Consider the following 20982-nt stretch of genomic DNA (forward strand, 5'->3'; position numbering starts at 1 on the left):
TCGTTATTCCTCGCTCTCGCCCTGACCGTCGGCGGCCAGTTCCGGCTTCTCGACGCCCTTGGCGACGTCGTTGGCCAGGCGGCCCTGGAAGCCGTGGTATTTGGCGACGCCGGTGGCGTCCTCCTGGGTGATGTCGCCGACCGTCTTCGTGTTGAAGGAGGCGACCTCCTCGGAGTAGACGGAGTATGCGGACTCGCGGGCGACGGGGCGGCACTGGCCGCCCTGGAGCTTGACCGTCACTTTGCCGGTGACTTTCGTCTGCGTCTTCTCGATGAAGCCTTCGAGCGCGCCCACGAGCGGGGCGTCGACGAGACCCTCGTAGCCTTTCTGGGCCCACTGGTTGTCGACCTGCACCTTGAAGTCACGCTCCTCCTTCGTCAAGACGAGCTGTTCGAGCCCTTCGTGGGCGGTGAGAAGCACCGTCGCCGCCGGATGTTCGTAGTTCTCGCGGACCTTCAGCCCGAGCATGCGGTCCTCCATCATGTCCGTGCGGCCGACGCCGAATTTTCCGGCGAGGGCGTTGAGGTGTTCGATGAGGTCGGCGGGAGCCATCTCTTCGCCGTCGACGGCGACGGGATAGCCGTTGTCGAACTCGATTTCGACCAGCTTGGCCTCGCTCGCGTTGGCCGGGTCGTCGGTCCACTCGTAGATGTCTTCCGGGGGCACGTAGCTCGGATCTTCGAGTTCGCCGCCCTCGATGGAACGGCTCCAGAGGTTGGTGTCGATGCTCCAGACGCCGTCGTTACCGGCCTGGACGGGGAGGTTCTTCTCGTCGGCGTACTGTTTCTCCCACTCGCGGGTGAGTCCCATCTCGCGGACGGGGGCGATGACGGTCAGGTCCGAGGAGCGCCAGACGGCCTCGAAACGGAGCTGGTCGTTGCCCTTTCCCGTACAGCCGTGGGCGATGGCCTCACAGTCCTCTTCTTCGGCGACGTCGAGAATCGCCTTGGCGATGATCGGGCGGGCGAGTGCCGTCCCGAGCGGGTAGCCCTGGTAGGTCGCGTTCGCGCGGACGGAGTCGAAACAGAGTTCCGCAAACTCGTCTTTGGCGTCGACGACGTGGATATCGAGGCCGTGAGCGTCGGCCGTCTCCTTAGCCTCCTCGAACTCCGACTCGGGCTGGCCGACGTCGACGGTGACGCCGACCACTTCGTCGTAGCCGTACTCCTCTTTGAGCAGCGAAACGCAAACTGTTGTGTCGAGTCCTCCGCTGAATGCGAGGGCGACGCGCTTTGTCATGTACCTCACAGTCCCCCTTTGAGGGTATTAAATTCTTGGTTTTAGATTTATGAAATAAAGGAGCAGAGATGCCTATAGGCGGTACGAAGGCTTGTGAGTCTGTAGTTTCAAACTCGGGGTCGAGGGGAGAGATAGTAGTGGGCCTAAAGGCCCGGTCGTCGGACTCGTCGGGGTCGGAGAAGGGACGGCGCGCTCACGAGGTCGCGAGCGGCGGCGAGACGAGTCCCTGCCATTGCTCTCTCTTTGTCTGTGGGGGCTATTAAACGCTTTCGGGGCGGCAACTGTTACGCGGCGGTGTCGGGGTGTTGTCGCGTCTGCCGCCGACGCACGCCCCACTCCATCGAAAAAAAGTGTCTTCGCCCGCTCAGGCCGACGTACCGCGCCGCAAGACGAGTCCTTCGAGGCGGTCGGAGTACTGCATCAGCACCGACCCGAGGAGGCTCATCACGAGAACGTAGCCGACGGCGAACGCCGGAATCACCTGCGTCATCACCTCGCCGGTCCCCTGCACCGCGGTCGCGGCGATGATCAGCGAGAACTCCCCGCGCGTGACCATGGCGACGCCCGTGCGGAACGACCGCCGCTGGTCGAGGTCGAACAGCCGCCCGCCGTAGTAGCCGCTGATGACCTTCGCGGGTGCGGTCAGGACGACCGCGATGGCGAGCAGTCCGGCCACCTGCACGACGACACTGGGATCCGTCCCCAGGCCGATCCAGAAGAAGAACGCCGCGGCGAACACGTCGCGGATGGGCGTCAGCAGCGACTCGATGCGCTCGCGGTGGTGCGTCGTCGAGAAGCCCATGCCGACGAAGAAGGCCGCGACGGCCTCACTCACCCCGAGTGAGAGCGCGAGGGCGGCGACGGGCACGGCGATGCCGAGCACGCGCAGTACGAACAGCTCCTCGGCGTCGACCTTCAGGACGCGCTCGAACAGCTGGCCGCCGTAGTAGACGGCGAGGACGAGGACGACGAGGAAGCCGAGCGCGACGCCGACGTTCATCGCCGTCCCGACGAGACCGTCGCCGCCGACGACGAGCGAGGCGACGACGGCGAGATAGACCGCGACTACGAGGTCCTCGAAGACCAGCGTCCCGAGGATGGGTTCGCTCTCGGGGTTGGCAATCCATCCCAGGTCGATGAGCGACTTCGTGATGATGGCCGACGAGGAGATGTAGACGATGCCGCCGAGCAGGAGCGCTTCGACGAACGTCCAGCCGAGGACGAGTCCGAGGGCGATTCCGAGTGGGAGGTTGATCGCCATGTCGACCGCTCCGGCCGCGGAGATCTGCCGCCGTGCGGACAACAGCCGCGTGATGGAGAACTCCAGCCCGAGGAAGAAGAGCAGAAGGACGATACCCAGCTCCCCGAAGATGGTCGCCACTTCCCCGTTCGGGACGTGGAAGAACCCGGCCGCGCCGGCGACGTTCGGCCCGAGAACCACTCCAGCGACGAGGTAGAGCGGGATGACCGACAGCCCGATGCGCGCGGCGACGACACCGGCGACGGCGACGCCGAAGAACAACAGTCCGATTTCGGCTAGCCCGGCAGCCATCAGTCCTCGGTGCCCGCGATGTGGCCGATGAACGACCGGCAGCCGTCTCGTGGGCCGAGGACGACCAGCGTGTCGCCCGTCTCGATGGTCGTGTTACCGCCCGGACTCGGGATGGTGTCCGGCCCGCGCTGGATGGCGATGATGGAGATGCCGAACTGCCGGCGGACGTCCGTTTCCGCGAGCGTCTTGCCCGCAATCGTCGACCCTTCGTCGACGTCGACCCACTCCAAGACGGTGTTGCCGCCGAGCAGTGTCTCGATCCGCTCGCTCTTCACGGGCTGGAAGTACGCGCCTTCGAGGATGGTCCCGACCTGTCGGGCGAGGTCGTCCGACAGCTCGAACAGCCGTTCGGAGTCGTCGTCGGGTGTGGGCCGCTTGTACACTTCCCGTCGGCCGGTGTTGTGCGTCACGATGACGAGCCGTGATCCGTCACCGAGTTCGATCTCGTGTTTCTTTCCGACGCCGGGAAGGTCGCTCTCGTAGATAGTCATGCCTGTGGCTTCGCTGAGGTGATTAATAAGGGTAGGGCTGCCGTCGCTCGGTCTCTTAGGCTCCCAGCGTCAGCACGAGCCAGATACCGACCGCCGCGGCCGGCGGAATCGAGAGGTTGTCGTCGACGACGTAGCCCGCGACCACCGGCTTCAGCCCGTCTGCGAGCGTCGCGCCGAGCGCGCCCAGCCCCGCCGCGGCGACGGCGATAGGGAATGACGACGTCGCGCCGTCGACGAACGGCCACGCCAGCGCGAAACAGACGCCGAACATGGCGAGCAGGACGCCCGCCTGCTTGGCCGTCCCGGCGTCGTTCGACCCGAGAATTCCGCTGATGGGGTCGCCGATGGTCAGCATCAACATCCCCGGAATGGCGACGTAGGGGGCGAAGACGAGCGCGACGGCGGTCATGCTGAAGAAGTACAGCGCGTAGCCCGCGGGGTTGTCCTGCTCGTACTCGCGGGTGAGTTCGCGGTAGATCCACCAGTCGAGTCCGACCTGCAGCCGCAGCACTTCGAGGACGGCCACGACGAGCGACCCGAAGACGAGCAGGTAGCCGAGCTGCGTCCACGAGACCAAGTCCAGCAGGTAGAGCCCGGGCAGGGCAGTGCCGCTGACGTGGACGAGCCGCCGACCGATTTCGCTCACGCTTCGGCGGGTTCGACCGTCTCGTAGGTCTCGCGGAGGTCCGCAAAGGTCCTGTCGCCGTCGCGGACGGCCGAGAGCTCCTCGACCAACGAGTCGACCGGCAGCCGGAGCTGAGCCGTCGTGTCACGCTCGCGCAGCGTCACGGTGTCGGGACCGTCGCTCTCGATGCCCTCGTAGTCGACGGTGACGCAGAACGGCGTGCCGACCTCGTCCTGTCGCCGGTAGCGACGGCCGATGTTCCCCGACTCGTCGTAGGAGACGGAGAGACCGGCCGCCCGCAGGTCGTCGACCACGTCGTGTGCGAGGTCGGTCAGCTCTTCGGCGTTGCTCAGGAGCGGGAAGACACCGACCGACGTCGGCGCGACGCCCGGTTCGAGCCCGAGGAACGAGCGTTCCTCGCCAGCGACCTCGTCTTCGGTGTAGGCGTGGGCGATGACGGTGTAGACGGTGCGGTCGACACCGAAGGAGGGTTCGACCACGTGCGGCGTGATGTGCTCGCCGGACTCGGTCTGCTCCTCGACGCTGAAGTTCGCGAGGTCGGTGTCGACGGTCACGTCGTCGCCGTCGACCTCGACAGTCACCTCGTCGGCCTCGAAGGCGTCGGGGTTCGTTTCCGCCAACTCTTGCAGGGCCTCGGCGACGGCCATCGCCTGCCCGCCGAACTCCGGACCCAGCGCGCTCATATCGGGGTCGACGACGGCGCGCTCGACGGTTTTCGGCTCGTCGTACTGCTGGAAGACGGTGAAGGAGTCGTCGCCGTGCTCGCCGTGTTTCGACAGGTCGTAGTCGCCGCGGTAGGCGAAGCCAGCGATCTCGACCCAGTCGCCGCCCAGCTCTGCCTCGGCGTCCCAACAGTCGCTCGCGTAGTGGGCGCGCTCGCCGGGGAGATGCTGGCGGAAGCGGAACCGGTCCATGTCGACGCCGACCGACTCGTACCAACCCTGCGCGACGCCGAGGAAGTAAGCGACCCAGTCGCTGGCGATGATGCCCTCGTCGACTGCCTCGCCAATCGTGACCTCGACGTACTCCGTCGACTCCTTCTCCTGCTCGGTCGCGGGGTAGAGGACGACCTCCACGTCACGCACGTCTTCGAGCGGCGGCTCATCGGACTCGGGGTCGATGAACTGCTCCAACTCGGCCTGCGTGAACTCGCGGGTCCGGACGATGCCCTTTCTGGGACTGATCTCGTTGCGGTAGGCGCGGCCGACCTGCGTGATGCCGAAGGGCAGCTGGTTCCGGGCGTACTCCTTCAGCCGGGGGAACTCCACGAAGATGCCCTGGGCGGTCTCGGGCCGGAGATAGCCCTGCTGGCCCTTGCCGGGACCGATGGAGGTCTCGAACATGAGGTTGAAGTCGACGACTTCCTGGTCCGCCAGCTCCGCACCGCAGTTCGGACAGACGAGCTCGTGGTCGGCGATGAGCCCCTCCACCTCGTCGAGCGGCAGCGACTCGGCCTCCTCGATGTCGGTGTTGTCCTCGATGAGATGGTCCGCGCGGTGGGACTCGCCGCAGTCGGGACACTCGACGAGCATGTCGTCGAAGCCGTCGAGATGGCCCGACGCCTCGAAGACCGGCTCGGGCATGATGGTCGGTGCCTCGATCTCCTCGTTGCCGAGCTTCGTCGTGAACTGCTCGCGCCACGAGGACTCGACGTTCCGCTTCAGTGCCGCGCCCTCGGGACCGAAGGTGTAGAAGCCGGCGACGCCGCCGTAGGCCTCCGCGGAGCCGAAGAAGAAGCCCCGACGCTTGGCCAGCTCGGTCAGTTTCTCCGACTCGCTCATAGCGCCTCCAAGAGGTCGATGTCGCGGACGATGCCGATGAGCGTGTCGCCGCTGACGAGCGGAATCTGCTCGATGTCGTTCGAGATGAGCATCTGAGCGGCCTCCTTCGCCGTCTTGCGCTTCGAGATGGTGACGAGGTCGTCGCTCATGAACTCGCTGACGGGTTCGGCGGGGATCTCGACGTTACGGGTCGGGAGATAGCGGTTGCCGACGGCCTTGATGCCCTCCCACATCCACTCGTCGTCCTCGTCGGCGAGGCTCTCGCCGGTCTCCTCCTCGCCCTCGACGACGCGAGCGACGTCGATGATGTCGACCTCGGTCAGGATGCCGGCCATGTCGCCCTCCTCGTCGAGCGCGATGGCGTAGGGGACGTTCGCGTAGAAGATCTCGCGCTCGGCGACGGTCAGCGGCGCGCCGACGTACGTCGTGTTGATGTCCTTCGTCGCGAGGTCGCCGACGCCGGTCTCGCCGTCGATGTCGCCGCGGGCGATGGCGTGGACGACGTCCGTGACGGTGACGATGCCTTCGAGCGTCGGGACGGGACCGCTGTCGTCGACGACGGGGACGCGGCGGGCGTTCTCCCGCGCCATCAGGCGGGCGGCGTCCTCCAAGGTGGTGTCTGCGGTCGTCGTCGGCACCTCGCGCATCAGGATGGCGAGCTGGTCCTCGTCGGGATGCTCGATGAGGTCGTCACGAGAGATGAGTCCGCGGTACTCCTCACCGTCGTCGGTCTCTTTCACCACGGGGACGGAGGAGAAGCCGCGCTCCTGGAGATACTCCAAAACGTCGTCACGCGTACCCGGAAGTTCGACCGTTACGACCTCCGAGCGGGGTGTCATCGCGTCGGCTACGTGCATACCGTCGCTTACTGCCCCGCACCTCTTGTAGCCTGCGAACCTGTGCGAAGGCGTCCCGAAGACGTTCGGCCGGGAGAAATCAGTAGTTCATCGCCGACTCGTCGACGTCAGCCCAGTCCTCGACGGCGGTGATGCTCGGGAAGAAGTCCTCGTAGTCGGCGTGACGGAACGACCCGAGAAGTGCCCCGTCGAGCGTGTGGAGATGCGTGTATATCTCGCCCTCGTCGGCAGCCTTCTTCGCACACGCCAGCGAGTTCCGGAGCGCGAAGGTGCCGGCGACGAAGATCGCCGTCTCCGTCTCGGGGTCGAGCAGTTCGAGCACGAGAAAGACGGTTCCGTCCTGCTCGGCGCGGTAGACCTCGTACTGCGGGAACTCGCCCGCCTCGACCGCGTCGACGAAGGCGTCGGCCTTGTTGCCCGGCGTCAGGAAGTAGAGTCCGAACGTCCCCCCTTCGTGGTCGCCGCGCGGTGTGGTGTCGCCCGCCTGGATGGTGATCGTCTCCCAGCCCTGCTCCTCGTACTCCGCGGCCAGCGCGCGCATGTCGTCGAGCGTCGCGGCCCACGCCTCCTTCTCGGCACCCGCGTTGGCGGCGATCCGCTCGCCGTGGTCCATGTCCTCAGAGATGTCCGGCATATCCGTTCGTGGACGCTCGTCGCGGTAAAACCTGTCGAACGTTCGAGGACGGAACGTGCCGAGAGAACGCGGAGAGCCCGACTCAGGCGGCGACGGCGACGCCGAAGACCGTCTCCATCAGGAACGATGCGACCAACACGAAGACGCTCGCGACGAACAGCTTCAGTGCCGCCGAGTGTCGCTCGTCGGCCGGGAGCCGGTAGTCGTCGGGAACGAGTCGGGTGACGGCCGCCTGCAACCCCACCTGCCCGTTGGTGTCGGTGCCGAGCAGGCCACCGTTTCCGTTTCCACCCTCTTCGTCCTGTTTCCACTTCGGGGTCGGCCGCAGCTGGAACGCCGAGTAGGCGAGCAGGCCGAAGCCGACGAGGAACATGAACCACTTCGCCCCCACCAGCGGCTGGCGACCGGCGGCCGTTGCCAGCCCCGCACCGACGAGGAACACGACGGCGGTGACGGCGACGGCGTAGCCGACCGTATCGAGCAGCTGCAGCGGGAGACGACGGCGGTCCATCAGTCGTCGGCGAGGACGCCCGAGTAGTCCTCGGTGTAGACGTCGATGGGTTCGTCGTGTTCGTTGGTGTGACGGTGACAGAGGCTCGTCCGCTCCGTGTCGCCGACGCGGTAGAGGTCGGGTCGCTCGGAGTCACAGACGCTGCCGAACTCCTCTTTGAGGTAGGCCTGCGCCCGGTCGTCGTCGCCGTTGGCGACGTACTCGACGGCCTCGCTGACGTGTCGCTGCACCTCGTCGGGGACGTCGAGGTCGCCGAACAGCTCGGTCTCGACGTCGTGGATGTCGGTCAGCCGCGTCTCCTTGCCGAGCAGGTCGCGGACACGGTCGCCGATGGTGAGTTCGACGCGGCTCCGTTCGCGGAGCACCTCGCGGAGCACCTCGATGGCCTCCCAGACGTCCTCGTCGATGTCGCGGTACTTCGGCGGCCGAATCTTCACGGGACACCGCGTCGAGAACGGACAGCCCGTCGGCGGGTCGCGCGGACTCGGCGGCGTCCCACGGAGCGTGATGCGGTTGCGCTCGCTGGTCGGGTCCGGCTCGGGAATCGCCGACAACAGCGCGTGGGTGTAGGGGTTCGCCGGGTCGTCGAACAGCGCGTCCGTCGGCCCGATCTCCATGATGTTGCCGAGATACATGACGGCGACGCGGTCACAGATGTGGCGGACGACCGAGAGGTCGTGGGCGATGAACAGATACGTCAGCCCGAACTCGTCCTGCAGGTCGTCCAGCAGGTTGAGAATCTTCGCCTGCACCGAGACGTCGAGCGCGGAGACCGGCTCGTCGAGCACGATGAAATCCGGTTCGAGTGCGAGCGCGCGGGCGATGCCGATGCGCTGCCGCTGCCCGCCGGAGAACTGGTGGGGGTAGCGGTAGTAGTGCTGTTCTTGGAGGCCGACGGTCGACAGCAGCTCGCGGACGCGCTGTTTACGCTCCTCGGGCGTGCCGACCTTGTGGACGTCGAGCGGCTCGCGGACGATCTCGCCGATGGTCATCCGGTCGTTGAGACTCGACTCGGGGTCCTGAAAGACCATCTGGGTGTTCTTCCGCCAGTCTTTGAGCTCGTCGCCCGACAGGGTGGTGATGTCGGTGCCGCGGCGGAGGATCTCCCCGTCGGTGGCCTGTTCGAGCCGGACGAGCGTGCGGCCGAGCGTCGACTTGCCACAGCCGGACTCACCGACGAGACCCAGCGTCTCGCCCTTCTTGATCTCGAAGTCGACGCCGTCGACGGCCTTCACCGGCTTGCCGCCGAACAGCGAGTCGTCCTCGTAGTAGGTCTTCAGGTCGTTGACCTCGACGAGCGTCTCGCCGGTCTGTACCTCTTCTCGTGCGGCGTCCGGTGCCGCTCCGTTCGTGTACGTGCTCATTCGGAGTCACCTCCGCGCGTGCGGTGGTGCTCCACCGCGTCGGCGGTACTCATCTCCTCGGGATACAACAGACAGGCCGCGGTGTGGTCGGGGCTCTCCTCGTTGACGGGGACGGACACCGGGTGGACGGCGTCGCATTCGTCGAACGCCTTCGGACAGCGCGGCGCGAACCGACAGTACGTCGGCTTCTCGTTCGGCGTCGGCACGTCGCCCTCGATGGTGCTCAGTCGGCCGCCGACGGCGTCGACGCCGGGAATCGACTGCAACAGTCCCTGCGTGTAGGGATGTTTCGGGTCGGCGAACAGGTCTTCGACCGGCGCGGTCTCGACCATCTCACCGGCGTACATGACGTTCACACGGTCGGCGACTTCGGCGATGACACCCATGTCGTGGGTGATGAACATGATTCCCAGGTCCCGTTCCTCCTGGAGCGTCTCCAGCAGCTCGAGAATCTGCGCCTGGATGGTCACGTCGAGTGCGGTCGTCGGCTCGTCGCAGATGAGCACTTCGGGGTCGCACGCCAACGCCATCGCGATGACGGCACGCTGGCGCATCCCGCCGGAGAACTCGTGGGGATACTCGCGGAGGCGACGGCGCGCGTCGGGAATCCCGACGGCTTCGAGGAGTTCGACGGCCTCGTTGGTCGCCTGCTTGCCGCTCAGGTTCTGGTGGAGGCGCAGTGCCTCTTTGATCTGGTTGCCGACGGTGTAGACCGGATTCAGCGACGTCAGCGGGTCCTGGAAGACCATGGCGATGCCGCTGCCGCGGATCTTCCGCCACTGTTTCTGGGACTTCTTCGTCAGGTCCTCCCCGTTGAACTCGATGGAACCGCCGTCGATACGGCCGGGCGAGTCGACGAGTCCCATGATGGAGCGGGCGGTGACGGACTTGCCCGACCCGGACTCGCCGACGATGCCGACCGTCTCGCCGCGGTGGATGTCGAAGCTCACGCCGTCGACGGCGCGGATGACCTCCTTGTCCGTGTAGAAGGAGGTCTGGAGGTTCTGCACCGAGAGGATCGGCTCCTCGTCGCTGCGGTTTTCCGACTCGGCGGTCTGGGCACTCATACGCCCGACCCCCCTGCGGCGGCAGCTTCAGTGCTCTCGCCGCCCTCGCTCTGCGGGTCGATGGCGTCACGGACGCCGTCACCCAGCGCGTTGAAGCCGGTGACGACGAGCGTGATGAGGACCCCCGGGATGAGCGAGATATGCCACGAGACGCTCGCGACGTAGGGCTGGCCGTCGGAGACGAGCCGACCCCACTCGGGCGTCGGTGCCGAGATACCCAGGCCGATGAACGACAGCCCGGCGATGGCGATGATGATGCCACCGAGCGTCATCGACGAGTAGACGAGCAGATAGCCGATGACGTACGGTGCCATGTGTTTCTTCATCGTGACCAGCGGCCGTTGTCCGAAGCTCTTCGCGGCGTCGATCCACTCCTGGCCCGAGACCTGGAGGGCGGGACCACGGACGGCCCGCCACAGCCCCGGCCAGTAGATGAGGGTGAAGATACCCACCATCAGTAACGCCCCGTTGTAGATGTCGCCGATCCACGTCCCGTTGAAGACGACGAAGACGATGATGAGCAACATGAACAACGGAATCGCCTGAATCGAGTCACTGGTCAGGACGACCGCGAGGTCAGCGAGTCCCTTGTAGTACGCGGTCACCAGCGCGAACAGCAGCGCGATACCTGCTGCCAGTCCGATAGAGAGCAGCGCGATGGACAGCGACAGCCGTGCTCCGGCTGCCATGTACGTGAAGAGGTCTTTCCCCTCTGTATTGGTCCCGAACGGATGGAACCGGCCGAACTCGTCGTACTGCATCGGGCCGACGTTACGGTCGGGCGACCCCTTCGAGGAGGAGACGATGTTCGCCTCGCCGACGAGCGTCGTGCCGACTTCTCCGGCCTCTTCGTCCCAGAACTGTATCTCGTTGGAGTAGGGGTTCTGGATGTTCTGGTCGACCGTCGTCGGCCCGAGTGCGGGCGCGAAGACGGCCATCACGACGAAGAACGCGACCATGACGAAGCCGAACTTGCCCCAGGTGTGCCGCGAGAAGCGGTTGACGATGTCGTCACGGGGCGTCCAGTCGGTCTCACGGTAGTGCTCGCGGTAGCGGAAGTAGCCGCTGACGAGCCAGCCGATGACCAGAGCCGAGTAGACGTAGATGAGGCCGACACGGATGCCCCACGCGACGCCCGGTTCGAGACCGAGGAAGGTGCCTTGCCACGCGGTTCCGTCGTAGTAGCCGCCGTTCGGGATGACGTCGCGCGAGAGCAACGTCGGGATGGCGTCGCCGAACGCGACGAGCCCTCGGCCCGCTTCGGGCTGGCCGAGGAGGGCCAGCGTGCCGCTGACGAGCGCGCCGACAGCCTGCACGAGCGCGCCGAACTCGACGCCGACGAGGACGACACCGACGGCGGCCCACACGAGCGCGGGCTGGGGGTTGGCTGCGATACGATCCTTCAACGGGACGTCTGCGGTAGTTGTCTCACTCATTGTTCAGTTCTGGTCGATGCCGACGCGGGGGTCCACGACGGTGTACAGGATGTCCTGAAGGATGTTCACCGAGACGAGCAGGACGATGGTGATGTACATCAGCGCGCCGACGAGCGGGAGGTCACCCTGGAGCGACGCCTGATAGAACAGATAGCCCATCCCGTTGATGGCGAACACCAACTCGACGAGCACCGAGCCGCTGATGAGGATGAACGCCTCGCTCGTGATGATGGGGATGAGCGGGATGAGCGCGTTCCGGAAGACGTGCTTCCAGACGATGGTGCGCTCTGGCAGCCCCTTCGCGCGGGCGGTCTCGACGTAGTTCGAGTTGATGGTCTCGAGCACTGCGGTCCGGCCGATACGCATCTCGTTCCCCATCGACGAGGAGCCGAGGACGAGCGCGGCGGGCGCGATCTGCTTCGTCGCCGCCAACAGCTCCGGCCACGACTCGCCCGGACTCGTGAGGAGGGTGAGCGGCTGCTTGAGGAAGTCCAACGACGGCGGTGTGACGATGTTCGTCTCGACGAGGAACGTCGCCCACTCGAAGCCCAGCAGGTCCTGTGACTGCGCGAGGATGCTCACGAGGATGACCGCGAGCCAGAAGTTCGGCATCGCACGCCAGACGATCCCGCTGAACGAGGCGACGTAGTCGCCGCTCGTGTTGGGGTTCAACCCGGCGTAGAAGCCGAGCGGGATGCCGACGAACAGCGCGATGAGCACCGACCAGAACCCGAGCCACATCGTCCGCGGGAGGTAGATGAGGATGAGGTCGAAGGAGGGTGTCCCCGGGCTGATGACCCACGAGTTGGGCATGTTCAGCGTGACGAGATTCCAGATGTACTGGAGATACTGTTCCCAGAGGGGGTCGTTCAAGCCGAGCTGTTCACGGATACGCTCTGCCTCGGCCCCACTCGTACTCGTCGGGCCGAGGATCGCTGCGGCGGGATCGATAGGCCCGAGGCGGACGATCAGGAAGGTGATCGTCACCCCGAAGAGGACGACCGGAACCGCAAGCAGGATCCGCTTCAGCAGATACTGCCAACGGCTCATGGTCGACTCCTGTGCCAGTCGGTGTCCGTCATACTATGAAATCGTTGGGATACTCTACTCATTATGTCTTGCGTTCTGGTGTCGGAAACACTTACCATGGGAACTGCTCACTCGCACCGCTCTTCGGCCGAACTAAAAAAACGAGACGGTCGCTTAAGTTAGAAACTTACTCGCGCGAACCCGTCAGTTCGATGTCCTTCTCCATCACGTTGGCTGCGCCCATTGCACCCGGCGGCTGGTAGTCGATCCAGTCGTACCAGAACGACTCACCCTTCGGGTGGTAGAGGTTGATGAAGCCGATGTCCTCCCAGTTGGCCTCTTCCATCGTGACGGCTGCCTCGGCACGTGCCTCGGCGGCCTCGTCGGTCGGGGCCTTGTTGTTGAGGATCGTCTGCCACGCTTCCGTGGCTTCCTGTGCGGCCGACCCGTTCTCCTCCGTCCAGTTGAGGTAGGAGATCGGGGCGGTGTCGCCACCGGTGATGGTCTCTTCGGGGTTGAGCAGCTGCAGGAAGTTGTCCGGTGCGGGGTAGTCAGCACCCCACCCGAGCGTGTAGACTTCGAGGTTGCCCTGGCGGCCACGCTGCGTCAGCGTCGCGAACGGCGCGCTCTCGATCTGCATGTCGATGTAGGCCGACGCGAGCTGGTCGCGCAGGATGTTCGCCATCGACTCCCACGTCGAGGACTGGTACTGCGTCCACTGGAGCTCGTAGCGGTTGTCCGGGCCGTAGCCGGCCTCTTCCATGACGCGGCGTGCTTCGTCGAGCTGCGACTCGTTGACACCGTACGGATACTCGCTTTCGACGTGTTCGTTGTACGCGTTCGCGCCACCGGGGTAGATGGCCGGCGGCGTGAGGTGGAACGCGGACTCGCCGCGCTGCTTGAACACTTCGTTGATGATGACGTCACGGTTGACCGCGTAGGCGAACGCCTGGCGGACCGGCTTCGGCACGGCGGCCATGTTGAAGCCGATGTAGTAGGTGACGAGCTCCGAGATGCCCGAGTAGTTCAGCGTCGAGTCGTTACGGACCGGACCGTAGGTACCGAGTTCGCGGCCCTGGTCGTCGGTCTCCTCGACACTGACGAGGCTCGGGTCGTACTTCGAGGTCGGGATACCGAACGCGTCGGCGTTCTTCTCCATCGTGTACGTCCACTGTGCGTCGGGGTCCTCGATGATCTGCCAGTGAACGCCGTCGTTCACCGGGCCCTCGCCGTAGTAGTCGTCGAAGGCCGTGATGTCGACGGAGGTACCCTGTTCCCAGTTTTCGAGCTCGTACGGACCACAGCCGACCGGGTTGCTCGTCGCGAACTCGGTGTACTCCATCGTCCCCTCGTAGCCGGGGACGTCGCCGACGATGTTCTCCGGGTGGACCGCGAAGGCGTTGTACGCGATCATGCCGAGCGCGGAGGCGAACGGCTGCGAGAGCGTGACCTCGACTTCGGTCTCGCTGACCGGCTCGATGGCGAGCGTGCCGGGCGCGTACGTCTCGACTTCCTCGCCGTCGCCGTTGGTCGTCGTCTCCGTCTCGTGTTCGACGCCGAGGACGTCGAGCAGGAAGGAGGAACGACGCGTGTTCTCGGAGGCTGCGAGTCGCTCCCACGAGTACACGAGGTCGTCCGCCGTGACTGCGTCGCCGTTGTGGAACGTGGCCTCGTTCAGGGTGAACGTGTAGGTCAGGCCGTCCTCGGAGACGCTGTAGTCCGCTGCGAGAAGCGCTTCGGTCTGCGGCTCACCGCGCGGGTAGTGAACCAGCGTCTGGTGGATGTTGCTGATGACGTTCGCCGACGCCTCGTCGGTCGAAGCGACGGGGTCGAACGTCGTCACCGTCGAGTTGATATACTGGAGGTAGTTCTCGTTGCCGCCGTCCGACGGCTCGGAGGTCTCCTGACCACCGTCATCCGCGGTGGTCTCGTCCGTACTACCGCCGTCGCCGCCGTCCGTACATCCGGCAAGCGCGACCGCAGAAGCTGCACCACCCGTCGCTTGCAAGAAGCGACGGCGTGAAAGGCTGTTACTGTCTGTCATCCCACCCTCCCTTTTTGATGGGCGCGGTTAAATTTACCGTATTCGAACGATAGTTCACTACGCCGCCTCTTCCGGCGGTTTTCGTGGCAAGACTCGCCATACCTCGGTACTTGTGAACATGAACTTAAGTAGTCGTCGTAGGCTAAAATCCGGACTTCAGTGTCCTTGGTGTTTGTTCACACACTCGACCTGTCAGCCGACGTTTGATTCACGCCCCAACCGCTCTGTCGTTTCGACGCGTTTATATGGATGTGATAGTGAGTCACAGACATGGCGACAGACACGACCACCGTCGACGTGTCGGCTCCCGAGGTCATGGCCTCGGTGGACTCCACCTCTCACTCGGAGGAGCTCGTCATCGCGGACATTACTCGCGATGATGCGTGGCTGTCGCTTCGAGCGTCTGACGCCCCCACCCTCGACGACTGGCGGTAGACGCGACCTCGTTTTCCGTTCTTTCACCCGACGAGCGACAGCCACGACTCGCTGGAACGGTGGGATTTTTGTCGTCGTCTCCCGTCGCTCGGGCTATGAACTACCGGGAGGTCACGGCGAGTCGCGAGTTCGTCGCGCGGCTCGAACACGGTGCGGACTGGCGCGAGGAGATCGAGGAGTTCGCCGCCCGCGAAGGCATCGACGCCGCGTGGTTCACCGCGATGGGCGCGGTGCAAGATGCAGAGATCTGGTTCTACGACCAGGACGACCAGGAGTATCAGTCGGTCTCGTTCGACGAACCGCTCGAAGTCGCCTCCTGCGTCGGCAACATCTCGCTACTGGACGATGGGCACTTCGCACACACTCACGCCGTCCTCTCGCGTCGGAGCGGGCAGGCACTCGCTGGCCATCTCGACTCGGCGACGGTCTTCGCCGGTGAGGTCTTCCTCCGCGCGTTCGACGAACCCCTGGAACGCGAGCACGACGACGTGACCGACCTCGACCTGTGGCTGTGAGCCGATGAGACCGGACGACGAACGCTACTTCGCGCGCATCGAGGACCGGCTGGACGAGGCGTTCGAGCGCGCCGGGGCTGCCCGCGCACAGGGCCACGACCCCGCGACCGAAATCGAGATTCCCGTCGCGAAGGACATGGCCGACCGCGTCGAGAACATTCTGGGCATCCCGGACGTCGCCGAACGCGTCCGCGAACTCGAAGGCGAGATGTCCCGTGAGGAAGCCGCTCTCGAACTCGTCACCGACTTCGTCGAGGGCACCGTCGGCGACTACGACACCAAGGCCGGGAAGGTCGAAGGCGCGGTGCGAACCGCAGTGGCCCTGCTCACCGAGGGTGTCGTCGCCGCCCCTATCGAGGGCATCGACCGCGTCGAAATCCTCCAGAACGACGACGGCACGGAGTTCGTCAACGTCTACTACGCCGGGCCGATTCGCTCGGCGGGCGGGACCGCACAGGCACTCTCCGTGCTCGTCGCCGACTACGCTCGATCTCTTCTGGGCATCGACGAGTACAAGGCCAGAACGGAAGAGGTCGAACGCTACGCCGAGGAGGTCGCCCTCTACGACAAGGAGACGGGACTCCAGTATTCGCCGAAGGACAAGGAGACGAAGTTCATCGCCGAGCATATGCCCATCATGCTGGACGGGGAGGCCACTGGCGACGAGGAGGTCTCTGGCTTCCGCGACCTGGAACGCGTCGACACCAACTCCGCTCGCGGTGGGATGTGTCTCGTCCTCGCCGAGGGGATCGCGCTCAAGGCGCCGAAGATTCAGCGGTACACCCGCGGCCTCGACGAGGTCGACTGGCCGTGGCTCCAAGACCTCATCGACGGTACCTACTACGACGACGGCGCGGACGCCGAGGGTGACGCCGCCGACGCCGATGACGGCGACGACACCCAGGACGAGACCGACGAGACCGCCGTCGACGACGCGGACGCGGTCGACCCCGACCTCGGACCACAGGGACCGCCGCGCGTCGAACCCGCAAGCAAGTATCTCCGTGACCTCATCGCCGGGCGACCGGTCTTCGGCCATCCGAGCGAGGCGGGCGGCTTCCGCTTGCGCTACGGCCGCGCCCGCAACCACGGCTTCGCGACTGCTGGCGTCCATCCGGCGACGATGCATCTCGTCGACGACTTCCTCGCGACGGGTACCCAGATCAAGACAGAGCGGCCGGGGAAGGCCGGCGGGGTCATCCCCGTCGACTCCATCGAAGGCCCGACCGTGCGCCTCGCCAACGGCGACGTCCGCCGCGTCGACGACCCCGAGGAAGCCCTCGAAATCCGCAACGGCGTCGAGGCCATCCTCGATTTGGGCGAGTATCTCGTCAACTTCGGTGAGTTCGTCGAGAACAACCATCCGCTCGCGCCCGCCTCCTACACCCACGAGTGGTGGATACAGGACCTCGACCACGCGGGAGCGGACGTGCAGGCGATGCGCGACGACCCGCACGTCGACCTCGAACAGCCCGGCGTCGACGAGGCCCTCCAGTGGGCCGCCGAGTACGACGCGCCGCTGCATCCGGCGTACACCTACCTCTGGCACGACATCACCGTCGAGCAGTTCGAAGCCTTGGCCGAGACGGTCGCCGACGGCGACGTCGTGGAGGGCGTCCTCGCCATCGAGCGGACGGAGGCGACGACGACGGCGCTCGAAGGCCTGCTCGTCGAGCACTCCCAGACGCCCGATTCACTCCGAATCCCGGTCTGGCGGCCGTTCGTCCGCTCGCTCGGTCTCACCGACGGGCTCCGCAAGGAGTGGGACACGCTGTCCGAAGAAGCTCGGACGTGGGACGGCGGCGACAACGCGGTGAAGGCGGTCAACGAGGTCGCCCCGTTCGAGGTCCAAGAGCGTGCACCGACCCGCATCGGGGCACGGATGGGTCGCCCCGAGAAGTCCGAGAGCCGCGACCTCTCGCCTGCGGTCCACACGCTCTTCCCCATCAGCGAGGCCGGCGGCAGCCAGCGCAACGTCGCCGACGCGGCCCGCGTGATGAACGACAAGGGCCAGCGCGGCGTGATGGACCTCCTCGTCGGCGCACGCGAGTGTACCGACTGCGGGAACCACAGCTACAAGCCCAAATGCCCCGAGTGCGGCGGCCACACGGAACCGCACTACGTCTGCGACGAGTGCGACATCGAGGCCGAACCCGACGAGTCGGGCCGCGTCGAGTGTCCGCGGTGTGAACGGGAAATCGAGAGCGTCGAGTGGCACACGGTCGACCTCAACAGCGAGTTCCACGGCGCGATGGACACGGTCGGCGAACGCGAGGCGTCGTTCAAGATTCTGAAGGGCGTGAAGGGGCTGACCTCCGCGCACAAGACGCCCGAAGCCATCGAGAAGGGCGTCCTCCGCGCGAAGAACGGCGTCACGGCGTTCAAAGACGGCACGGTCCGCTACGACATGACGGACCTGCCCGTCACGTCCGTGCGCCCCGAAGAACTGGACGTCACGGCCGACCACTTCCGGCAACTCGGCTACGAGGAGGACATCGACGGCGAACCGCTCCGGTTCGACGACCAGCTGGTCGAACTGAAAGTCCAGGACATCGTCCTCTCGGACGGCGCGGCCGAACATATGCTCAAGACGGCAGACTTCGTCGACGACCTCCTGGAGAAGTTCTACGACTTACCGCCGTTCTACGAGGTCAACGAACGCGACGACCTCATCGGCGAGCTGGTCTTCGGGATGGCCCCTCACACGTCGGCGGCGACGGTCGGCCGGGTCGTTGGGTTCACGAGTGCCGCTGTCGGGTACGCACACCCTTATTTTCATGCAGCAAAACGAAGAAACTGCGACGGTGACGAGGATTGCGTCATGCTCCTCATGGACGGCCTGCTCAACTTCTCGAAGGAGTTTTTGCCCGACAAGCGCGGCGGGCAGATGGACGCGCCGCTCGTCATGTCCTCGCGCATCGACCCCTCCGAGATCGACGACGAGGCGCACAACATGGACATCGTGCGGCAGTATCCCCGCGAGTTCTACGAGGCCACGCGGGAGATGGCCGACCCCGGCGAGGTCGAGGACCTCATCCAGCTCGGCGAGGACACCCTCGGCACCGACGACGAGTACCGCGGCTTCGACCACACCCACGACACGACCGACATCGCGCTCGGGCCGGACCTCTCGGCGTACAAGACGCTCGGGTCGATGATGGACAAGATGGACGCGCAGCTGCTCCTCTCGCGGAAGCTCCGCGCCGTCGACGAGACCGACGTCGCCGAGCGCGTCATCGAGGGCCACTTCCTGCCGGACCTCATCGGCAACCTCCGCGCCTTCTCCCGACAGGAGACGCGGTGCCTCGACTGCGGAGAGAAGTATCGACGGATGCCGCTGACCGGCGACTGCCGGGAGTGTGGCGGCCGCGTGAACCTCACTGTCCACCAGGGGTCGGTGAACAAGTACATGGACGTCGCCATCGAGGTGGCCGAGGAGTTCGGCTGCCGCGAGTATACGAAACAGCGACTCGCCATCCTCGAACGGTCGCTGGAGAGCGTCTTCGAGAACGACAAGAACAAACAGTCCGGTATTGCGGACTTCATGTAGCGAGCTTTCGTCTGCGGTTTTTTGGTCCAGATTTTTCGAGCCGAGTGGCGTGCCCACTCGGCGACGAAAAAGGTGGAACGACAAGAACAAGCAGTCCGGTATTGCGGACTTCATGTAACTCACACCCGGTCGCGGCTTTTTCGACCAAGTTTTCGAGCCGAGAGCGGTTCACTCCGACTTTCCAGATGGATCCCCCGGCAACCGCTGCCGACATTTATCACCTTGGCATACGTACACACACCACATGAGCCAAGAGGCTGCAAAGGCGAGCATCGGCACGACCGTCTACACGGAAGAGGGCGAACCGCTCGGGACGATTCGCGGACTCGGCGACGACGGCTTCTTCGTGACGACCCGCGACGGCGCGGCCGGGATGTCCATCGAGCACGAGCGGTCGGGCCACGAGTTCGGCGAGGCCGAGTTGGCCTGGCGGTGCGGCGACTGCGGCGAGATGGGGAAACTCGACGACGACCTGCCGGACTCGTGCCCGAACTGTGACGCGCCGAAGCAGAACCTCTTCTACTATACCGAGGACTGAGCCGGTCCGGTCCGATCCGAACAGCCTCGTTTTTGGTCCCACCCCGTGACCGTCGGATATGGACATCGTCGTCTTCGGTGCCGGGAGCCTCGGGAGCCTCGTCGGCGGGCTGCTCGCGCGCACACACGAGGTGACACTGGTCGGCCGCGACCCGCACGTCGGCCGGGTGCGCGAGTCGGGCCTCCGCGTCACCGGCGAACTCGACGCGCACGTCCACCCCGACGCCGTCACCGACGGCCGTAATCTCGCCGCCGACCTCGCGGTCGTGACGGTCAAGTCGTTCGACACGGCCGCCGCGGCCGACACGCTCGCGACCGGCGACTTCGACGCCGTGCTCTCTTTGCAGAACGGTCTCACCGAGGAACTCCTCACGGACCGACTCGACGTCCCGGTCCTCGCCGGGACGGCGACCTACGGTGCTCGTCTGACCGACCCCGGCCACGTCGTCTGCACAGGTGTCGGCGAAGTCGTCCTCGGCGCGCTCGACGGCGGTCCTTCCCCCGTCGCCGAACGGGTAGGAGATGCCTTCCGCGATGCCGGTATCGAGACGCTCGTCGCGGACGATATGCCTCGGCGACGCTGGGAGAAACTCGCGGTCAACGCGGGTATCAACACCGTCACCGCGCTCGCCCGCGTGGAGAACGGCGCGCTCGCCGACGCCGACGCCGCCGACCTCGCCCACGCGGCCGCCCGCGAGACGGCCCGTGTTGCCCGCGCCGAGGGTGTCCGACTCCCAAACCGGGCCGCCCGCGACGCCATCGACACGGTCGTCGAACAGACGGCGAAGAACCGCTCGTCGATGCTGCAGGACGTCGACGCCGAGAAGCGAACCGAGGTCGACGCCATCTCGGGTGTTGTCGTCGACAGGGCGGAGCGACACGGGCTCGACGTGCCGACGAACCGGACGCTCGCTTCCCTTCTCCGCGCTTGGGAAGCCGCCCGGGGGCTGCGATGAGCCGCCTCGCGTGGGCGACGCTGCTCGTCGCCGCGGTCTTCGAAACGGTGTGGGCGGTCAACCTCGAATACGCAGACGGCTTCTCGAACCTCCGCGCCTCGGCCGTCGTCGTGGTCGCGATGGCACTCAGCGTCGCGCTCCTCGCAAAAGCCGTCCAGACGCTTCCGGTGGGGACGGCCTACGCCGTCTGGACCGGTATCGGCGCGGTCGGCACCGTCGTCTGTGGAATCCTTCTCTTCGACGAGCCGGTGACCGGGGTCCGACTGGCCTGCATCGGGACCATCATCGCAGGCATCGTCGGCTTGCAGCTGACCTCGTAATCGGTCTTCTTTCGCTCG

General features: G+C 65.6%; 19 protein-coding genes. 6 read left to right on the forward strand and 13 right to left on the reverse strand.

Features of this window, described 5'->3' with window-relative positions:
• Positions 1 to 3 precede the first annotated feature (3 nt).
• The 13 genes from BLR57_RS00705 to BLR57_RS00765 form a co-directional block, all read right to left on the reverse strand.
• Complete coding sequence (locus BLR57_RS00705; protein WP_089693138.1) at positions 4 to 1239, reverse strand: argininosuccinate synthase; 1236 nt, start codon at positions 1237 to 1239, stop codon at positions 4 to 6.
• Positions 1240 to 1603: 364 nt separating this feature from the next.
• Positions 1604 to 2791 (reverse strand): cation:proton antiporter, encoded by a 1188-nt coding sequence (locus tag BLR57_RS00710; RefSeq protein WP_089693140.1) that lies wholly within the window; start codon positions 2789 to 2791, stop codon positions 1604 to 1606.
• Positions 2791 to 3282: a cation:proton antiporter regulatory subunit gene (locus BLR57_RS00715; protein ID WP_089693142.1), complete on the reverse strand. Its 492-nt coding sequence runs from the start codon at positions 3280 to 3282 to the stop codon at positions 2791 to 2793. Before BLR57_RS00715 ends, BLR57_RS00710 begins: the two co-directional genes overlap by 1 nt.
• A gap of 55 nt (positions 3283 to 3337) precedes the next feature.
• Positions 3338 to 3928, reverse strand: a complete 591-nt coding sequence (locus BLR57_RS00720) for a diacylglycerol/polyprenol kinase family protein (protein WP_089693144.1) — start codon at positions 3926 to 3928, stop codon at positions 3338 to 3340.
• On the reverse strand, positions 3925 to 5709 hold the full coding sequence (gene glyS, locus BLR57_RS00725; protein WP_089693146.1) for a glycine--tRNA ligase: 1785 nt from the start codon (positions 5707 to 5709) through the stop codon (positions 3925 to 3927). Before glyS ends, BLR57_RS00720 begins: the two co-directional genes overlap by 4 nt.
• Entirely contained in the window at positions 5706 to 6566 is an 861-nt protein-coding gene (locus BLR57_RS00730; RefSeq protein WP_089693148.1) for a CBS domain-containing protein, read from the reverse strand. The genes glyS and BLR57_RS00730 overlap by 4 nt, the downstream gene beginning before the upstream one ends.
• 79 nt (positions 6567 to 6645) lie before the next feature.
• On the reverse strand, positions 6646 to 7200 hold the full coding sequence (locus BLR57_RS00735; protein ID WP_089693150.1) for a DUF7529 family protein: 555 nt from the start codon (positions 7198 to 7200) through the stop codon (positions 6646 to 6648).
• Positions 7201 to 7282: 82 nt separating this feature from the next.
• Complete coding sequence (locus BLR57_RS00740; protein WP_244509870.1) at positions 7283 to 7711, reverse strand: DUF7555 family protein; 429 nt, start codon at positions 7709 to 7711, stop codon at positions 7283 to 7285.
• Positions 7711 to 9075, reverse strand: a complete 1365-nt coding sequence (locus BLR57_RS00745) for an ABC transporter ATP-binding protein (RefSeq protein ID WP_089693154.1) — start codon at positions 9073 to 9075, stop codon at positions 7711 to 7713. Before BLR57_RS00745 ends, BLR57_RS00740 begins: the two co-directional genes overlap by 1 nt.
• Entirely contained in the window at positions 9072 to 10142 is a 1071-nt protein-coding gene (locus BLR57_RS00750) for an ABC transporter ATP-binding protein (protein WP_089693156.1), read from the reverse strand. The genes BLR57_RS00745 and BLR57_RS00750 overlap by 4 nt, the downstream gene beginning before the upstream one ends.
• Positions 10139 to 11578: an ABC transporter permease gene (locus tag BLR57_RS00755; RefSeq protein WP_089693158.1), complete on the reverse strand. Its 1440-nt coding sequence runs from the start codon at positions 11576 to 11578 to the stop codon at positions 10139 to 10141. The genes BLR57_RS00750 and BLR57_RS00755 overlap by 4 nt, the downstream gene beginning before the upstream one ends.
• Before the next feature lie 3 nt (positions 11579 to 11581).
• Positions 11582 to 12628, reverse strand: a complete 1047-nt coding sequence (locus BLR57_RS00760; protein ID WP_089693160.1) for an ABC transporter permease — start codon at positions 12626 to 12628, stop codon at positions 11582 to 11584.
• Between the two features lie 166 nt (positions 12629 to 12794).
• On the reverse strand, positions 12795 to 14651 hold the full coding sequence (locus BLR57_RS00765) for an ABC transporter substrate-binding protein (protein WP_089693162.1): 1857 nt from the start codon (positions 14649 to 14651) through the stop codon (positions 12795 to 12797).
• A 270-nt stretch (positions 14652 to 14921) separates the two neighbouring features.
• Here BLR57_RS00765 and BLR57_RS19165 point away from each other — a divergent pair, with 270 nt between their 5' ends.
• The 6 genes from BLR57_RS19165 to BLR57_RS00790 all read left to right on the forward strand — a co-directional run bounded on the left by BLR57_RS19165 (position 14922) and on the right by BLR57_RS00790 (position 20964).
• A complete protein-coding gene (locus tag BLR57_RS19165; RefSeq protein WP_170830530.1) occupies positions 14922 to 15086 on the forward strand; it encodes a DUF7556 family protein in 165 nt (54 codons plus the stop codon).
• 95 nt (positions 15087 to 15181) lie between these two features.
• Positions 15182 to 15601: a PPC domain-containing DNA-binding protein gene (locus tag BLR57_RS00770; RefSeq protein WP_089693164.1), complete on the forward strand. Its 420-nt coding sequence runs from the start codon at positions 15182 to 15184 to the stop codon at positions 15599 to 15601.
• Between the two features lie 4 nt (positions 15602 to 15605).
• Positions 15606 to 19151: a DNA polymerase II large subunit gene (locus tag BLR57_RS00775; protein ID WP_089693166.1), complete on the forward strand. Its 3546-nt coding sequence runs from the start codon at positions 15606 to 15608 to the stop codon at positions 19149 to 19151.
• A 244-nt stretch (positions 19152 to 19395) separates the two neighbouring features.
• A complete protein-coding gene (locus BLR57_RS00780) occupies positions 19396 to 19689 on the forward strand; it encodes a DUF7130 family rubredoxin-like protein (RefSeq protein WP_089693168.1) in 294 nt (97 codons plus the stop codon).
• Positions 19690 to 19747: 58 nt separating this feature from the next.
• On the forward strand, positions 19748 to 20644 hold the full coding sequence (locus BLR57_RS00785; RefSeq protein WP_089693169.1) for a ketopantoate reductase family protein: 897 nt from the start codon (positions 19748 to 19750) through the stop codon (positions 20642 to 20644).
• Positions 20641 to 20964 (forward strand): DMT family transporter, encoded by a 324-nt coding sequence (locus tag BLR57_RS00790; protein WP_089693171.1) that lies wholly within the window; start codon positions 20641 to 20643, stop codon positions 20962 to 20964. Before BLR57_RS00785 ends, BLR57_RS00790 begins: the two co-directional genes overlap by 4 nt.
• Positions 20965 to 20982 lie beyond the last annotated feature (18 nt).

Source organism: Halogranum gelatinilyticum (assembly GCF_900103715.1).
GTDB classification, from domain to species: Archaea; Halobacteriota; Halobacteria; order Halobacteriales; family Haloferacaceae; genus Halogranum; species Halogranum gelatinilyticum.

Coding starts and splice junctions, on each gene's coding strand:
- BLR57_RS00710 (WP_089693140.1), bottom strand. CDS start 2,791: ATGGCTGCCGGGCTAGCCGAAATCGGACTGTTGTTCTTCGGCGTCGCC.
- BLR57_RS00760 (WP_089693160.1), bottom strand. CDS start 12,628: ATGAGCCGTTGGCAGTATCTGCTGAAGCGGATCCTGCTTGCGGTTCCG.
- BLR57_RS00705 (WP_089693138.1), bottom strand. CDS start 1,239: ATGACAAAGCGCGTCGCCCTCGCATTCAGCGGAGGACTCGACACAACA.
- BLR57_RS00755 (WP_089693158.1), bottom strand. CDS start 11,578: ATGAGTGAGACAACTACCGCAGACGTCCCGTTGAAGGATCGTATCGCA.
- BLR57_RS00750 (WP_089693156.1), bottom strand. CDS start 10,142: ATGAGTGCCCAGACCGCCGAGTCGGAAAACCGCAGCGACGAGGAGCCG.
- BLR57_RS00775 (WP_089693166.1), top strand. CDS start 15,606: ATGAGACCGGACGACGAACGCTACTTCGCGCGCATCGAGGACCGGCTG.
- BLR57_RS00780 (WP_089693168.1), top strand. CDS start 19,396: ATGAGCCAAGAGGCTGCAAAGGCGAGCATCGGCACGACCGTCTACACG.
- BLR57_RS00735 (WP_089693150.1), bottom strand. CDS start 7,200: ATGCCGGACATCTCTGAGGACATGGACCACGGCGAGCGGATCGCCGCC.
- BLR57_RS00790 (WP_089693171.1), top strand. CDS start 20,641: ATGAGCCGCCTCGCGTGGGCGACGCTGCTCGTCGCCGCGGTCTTCGAA.
- BLR57_RS00715 (WP_089693142.1), bottom strand. CDS start 3,282: ATGACTATCTACGAGAGCGACCTTCCCGGCGTCGGAAAGAAACACGAG.
- BLR57_RS00730 (WP_089693148.1), bottom strand. CDS start 6,566: ATGCACGTAGCCGACGCGATGACACCCCGCTCGGAGGTCGTAACGGTC.
- BLR57_RS00745 (WP_089693154.1), bottom strand. CDS start 9,075: ATGAGCACGTACACGAACGGAGCGGCACCGGACGCCGCACGAGAAGAG.
- BLR57_RS00785 (WP_089693169.1), top strand. CDS start 19,748: ATGGACATCGTCGTCTTCGGTGCCGGGAGCCTCGGGAGCCTCGTCGGC.
- BLR57_RS00740 (WP_244509870.1), bottom strand. CDS start 7,711: ATGGACCGCCGTCGTCTCCCGCTGCAGCTGCTCGATACGGTCGGCTAC.
- BLR57_RS19165 (WP_170830530.1), top strand. CDS start 14,922: ATGGCGACAGACACGACCACCGTCGACGTGTCGGCTCCCGAGGTCATG.
- BLR57_RS00770 (WP_089693164.1), top strand. CDS start 15,182: ATGAACTACCGGGAGGTCACGGCGAGTCGCGAGTTCGTCGCGCGGCTC.
- BLR57_RS00765 (WP_089693162.1), bottom strand. CDS start 14,651: ATGACAGACAGTAACAGCCTTTCACGCCGTCGCTTCTTGCAAGCGACG.
- glyS (WP_089693146.1), bottom strand. CDS start 5,709: ATGAGCGAGTCGGAGAAACTGACCGAGCTGGCCAAGCGTCGGGGCTTC.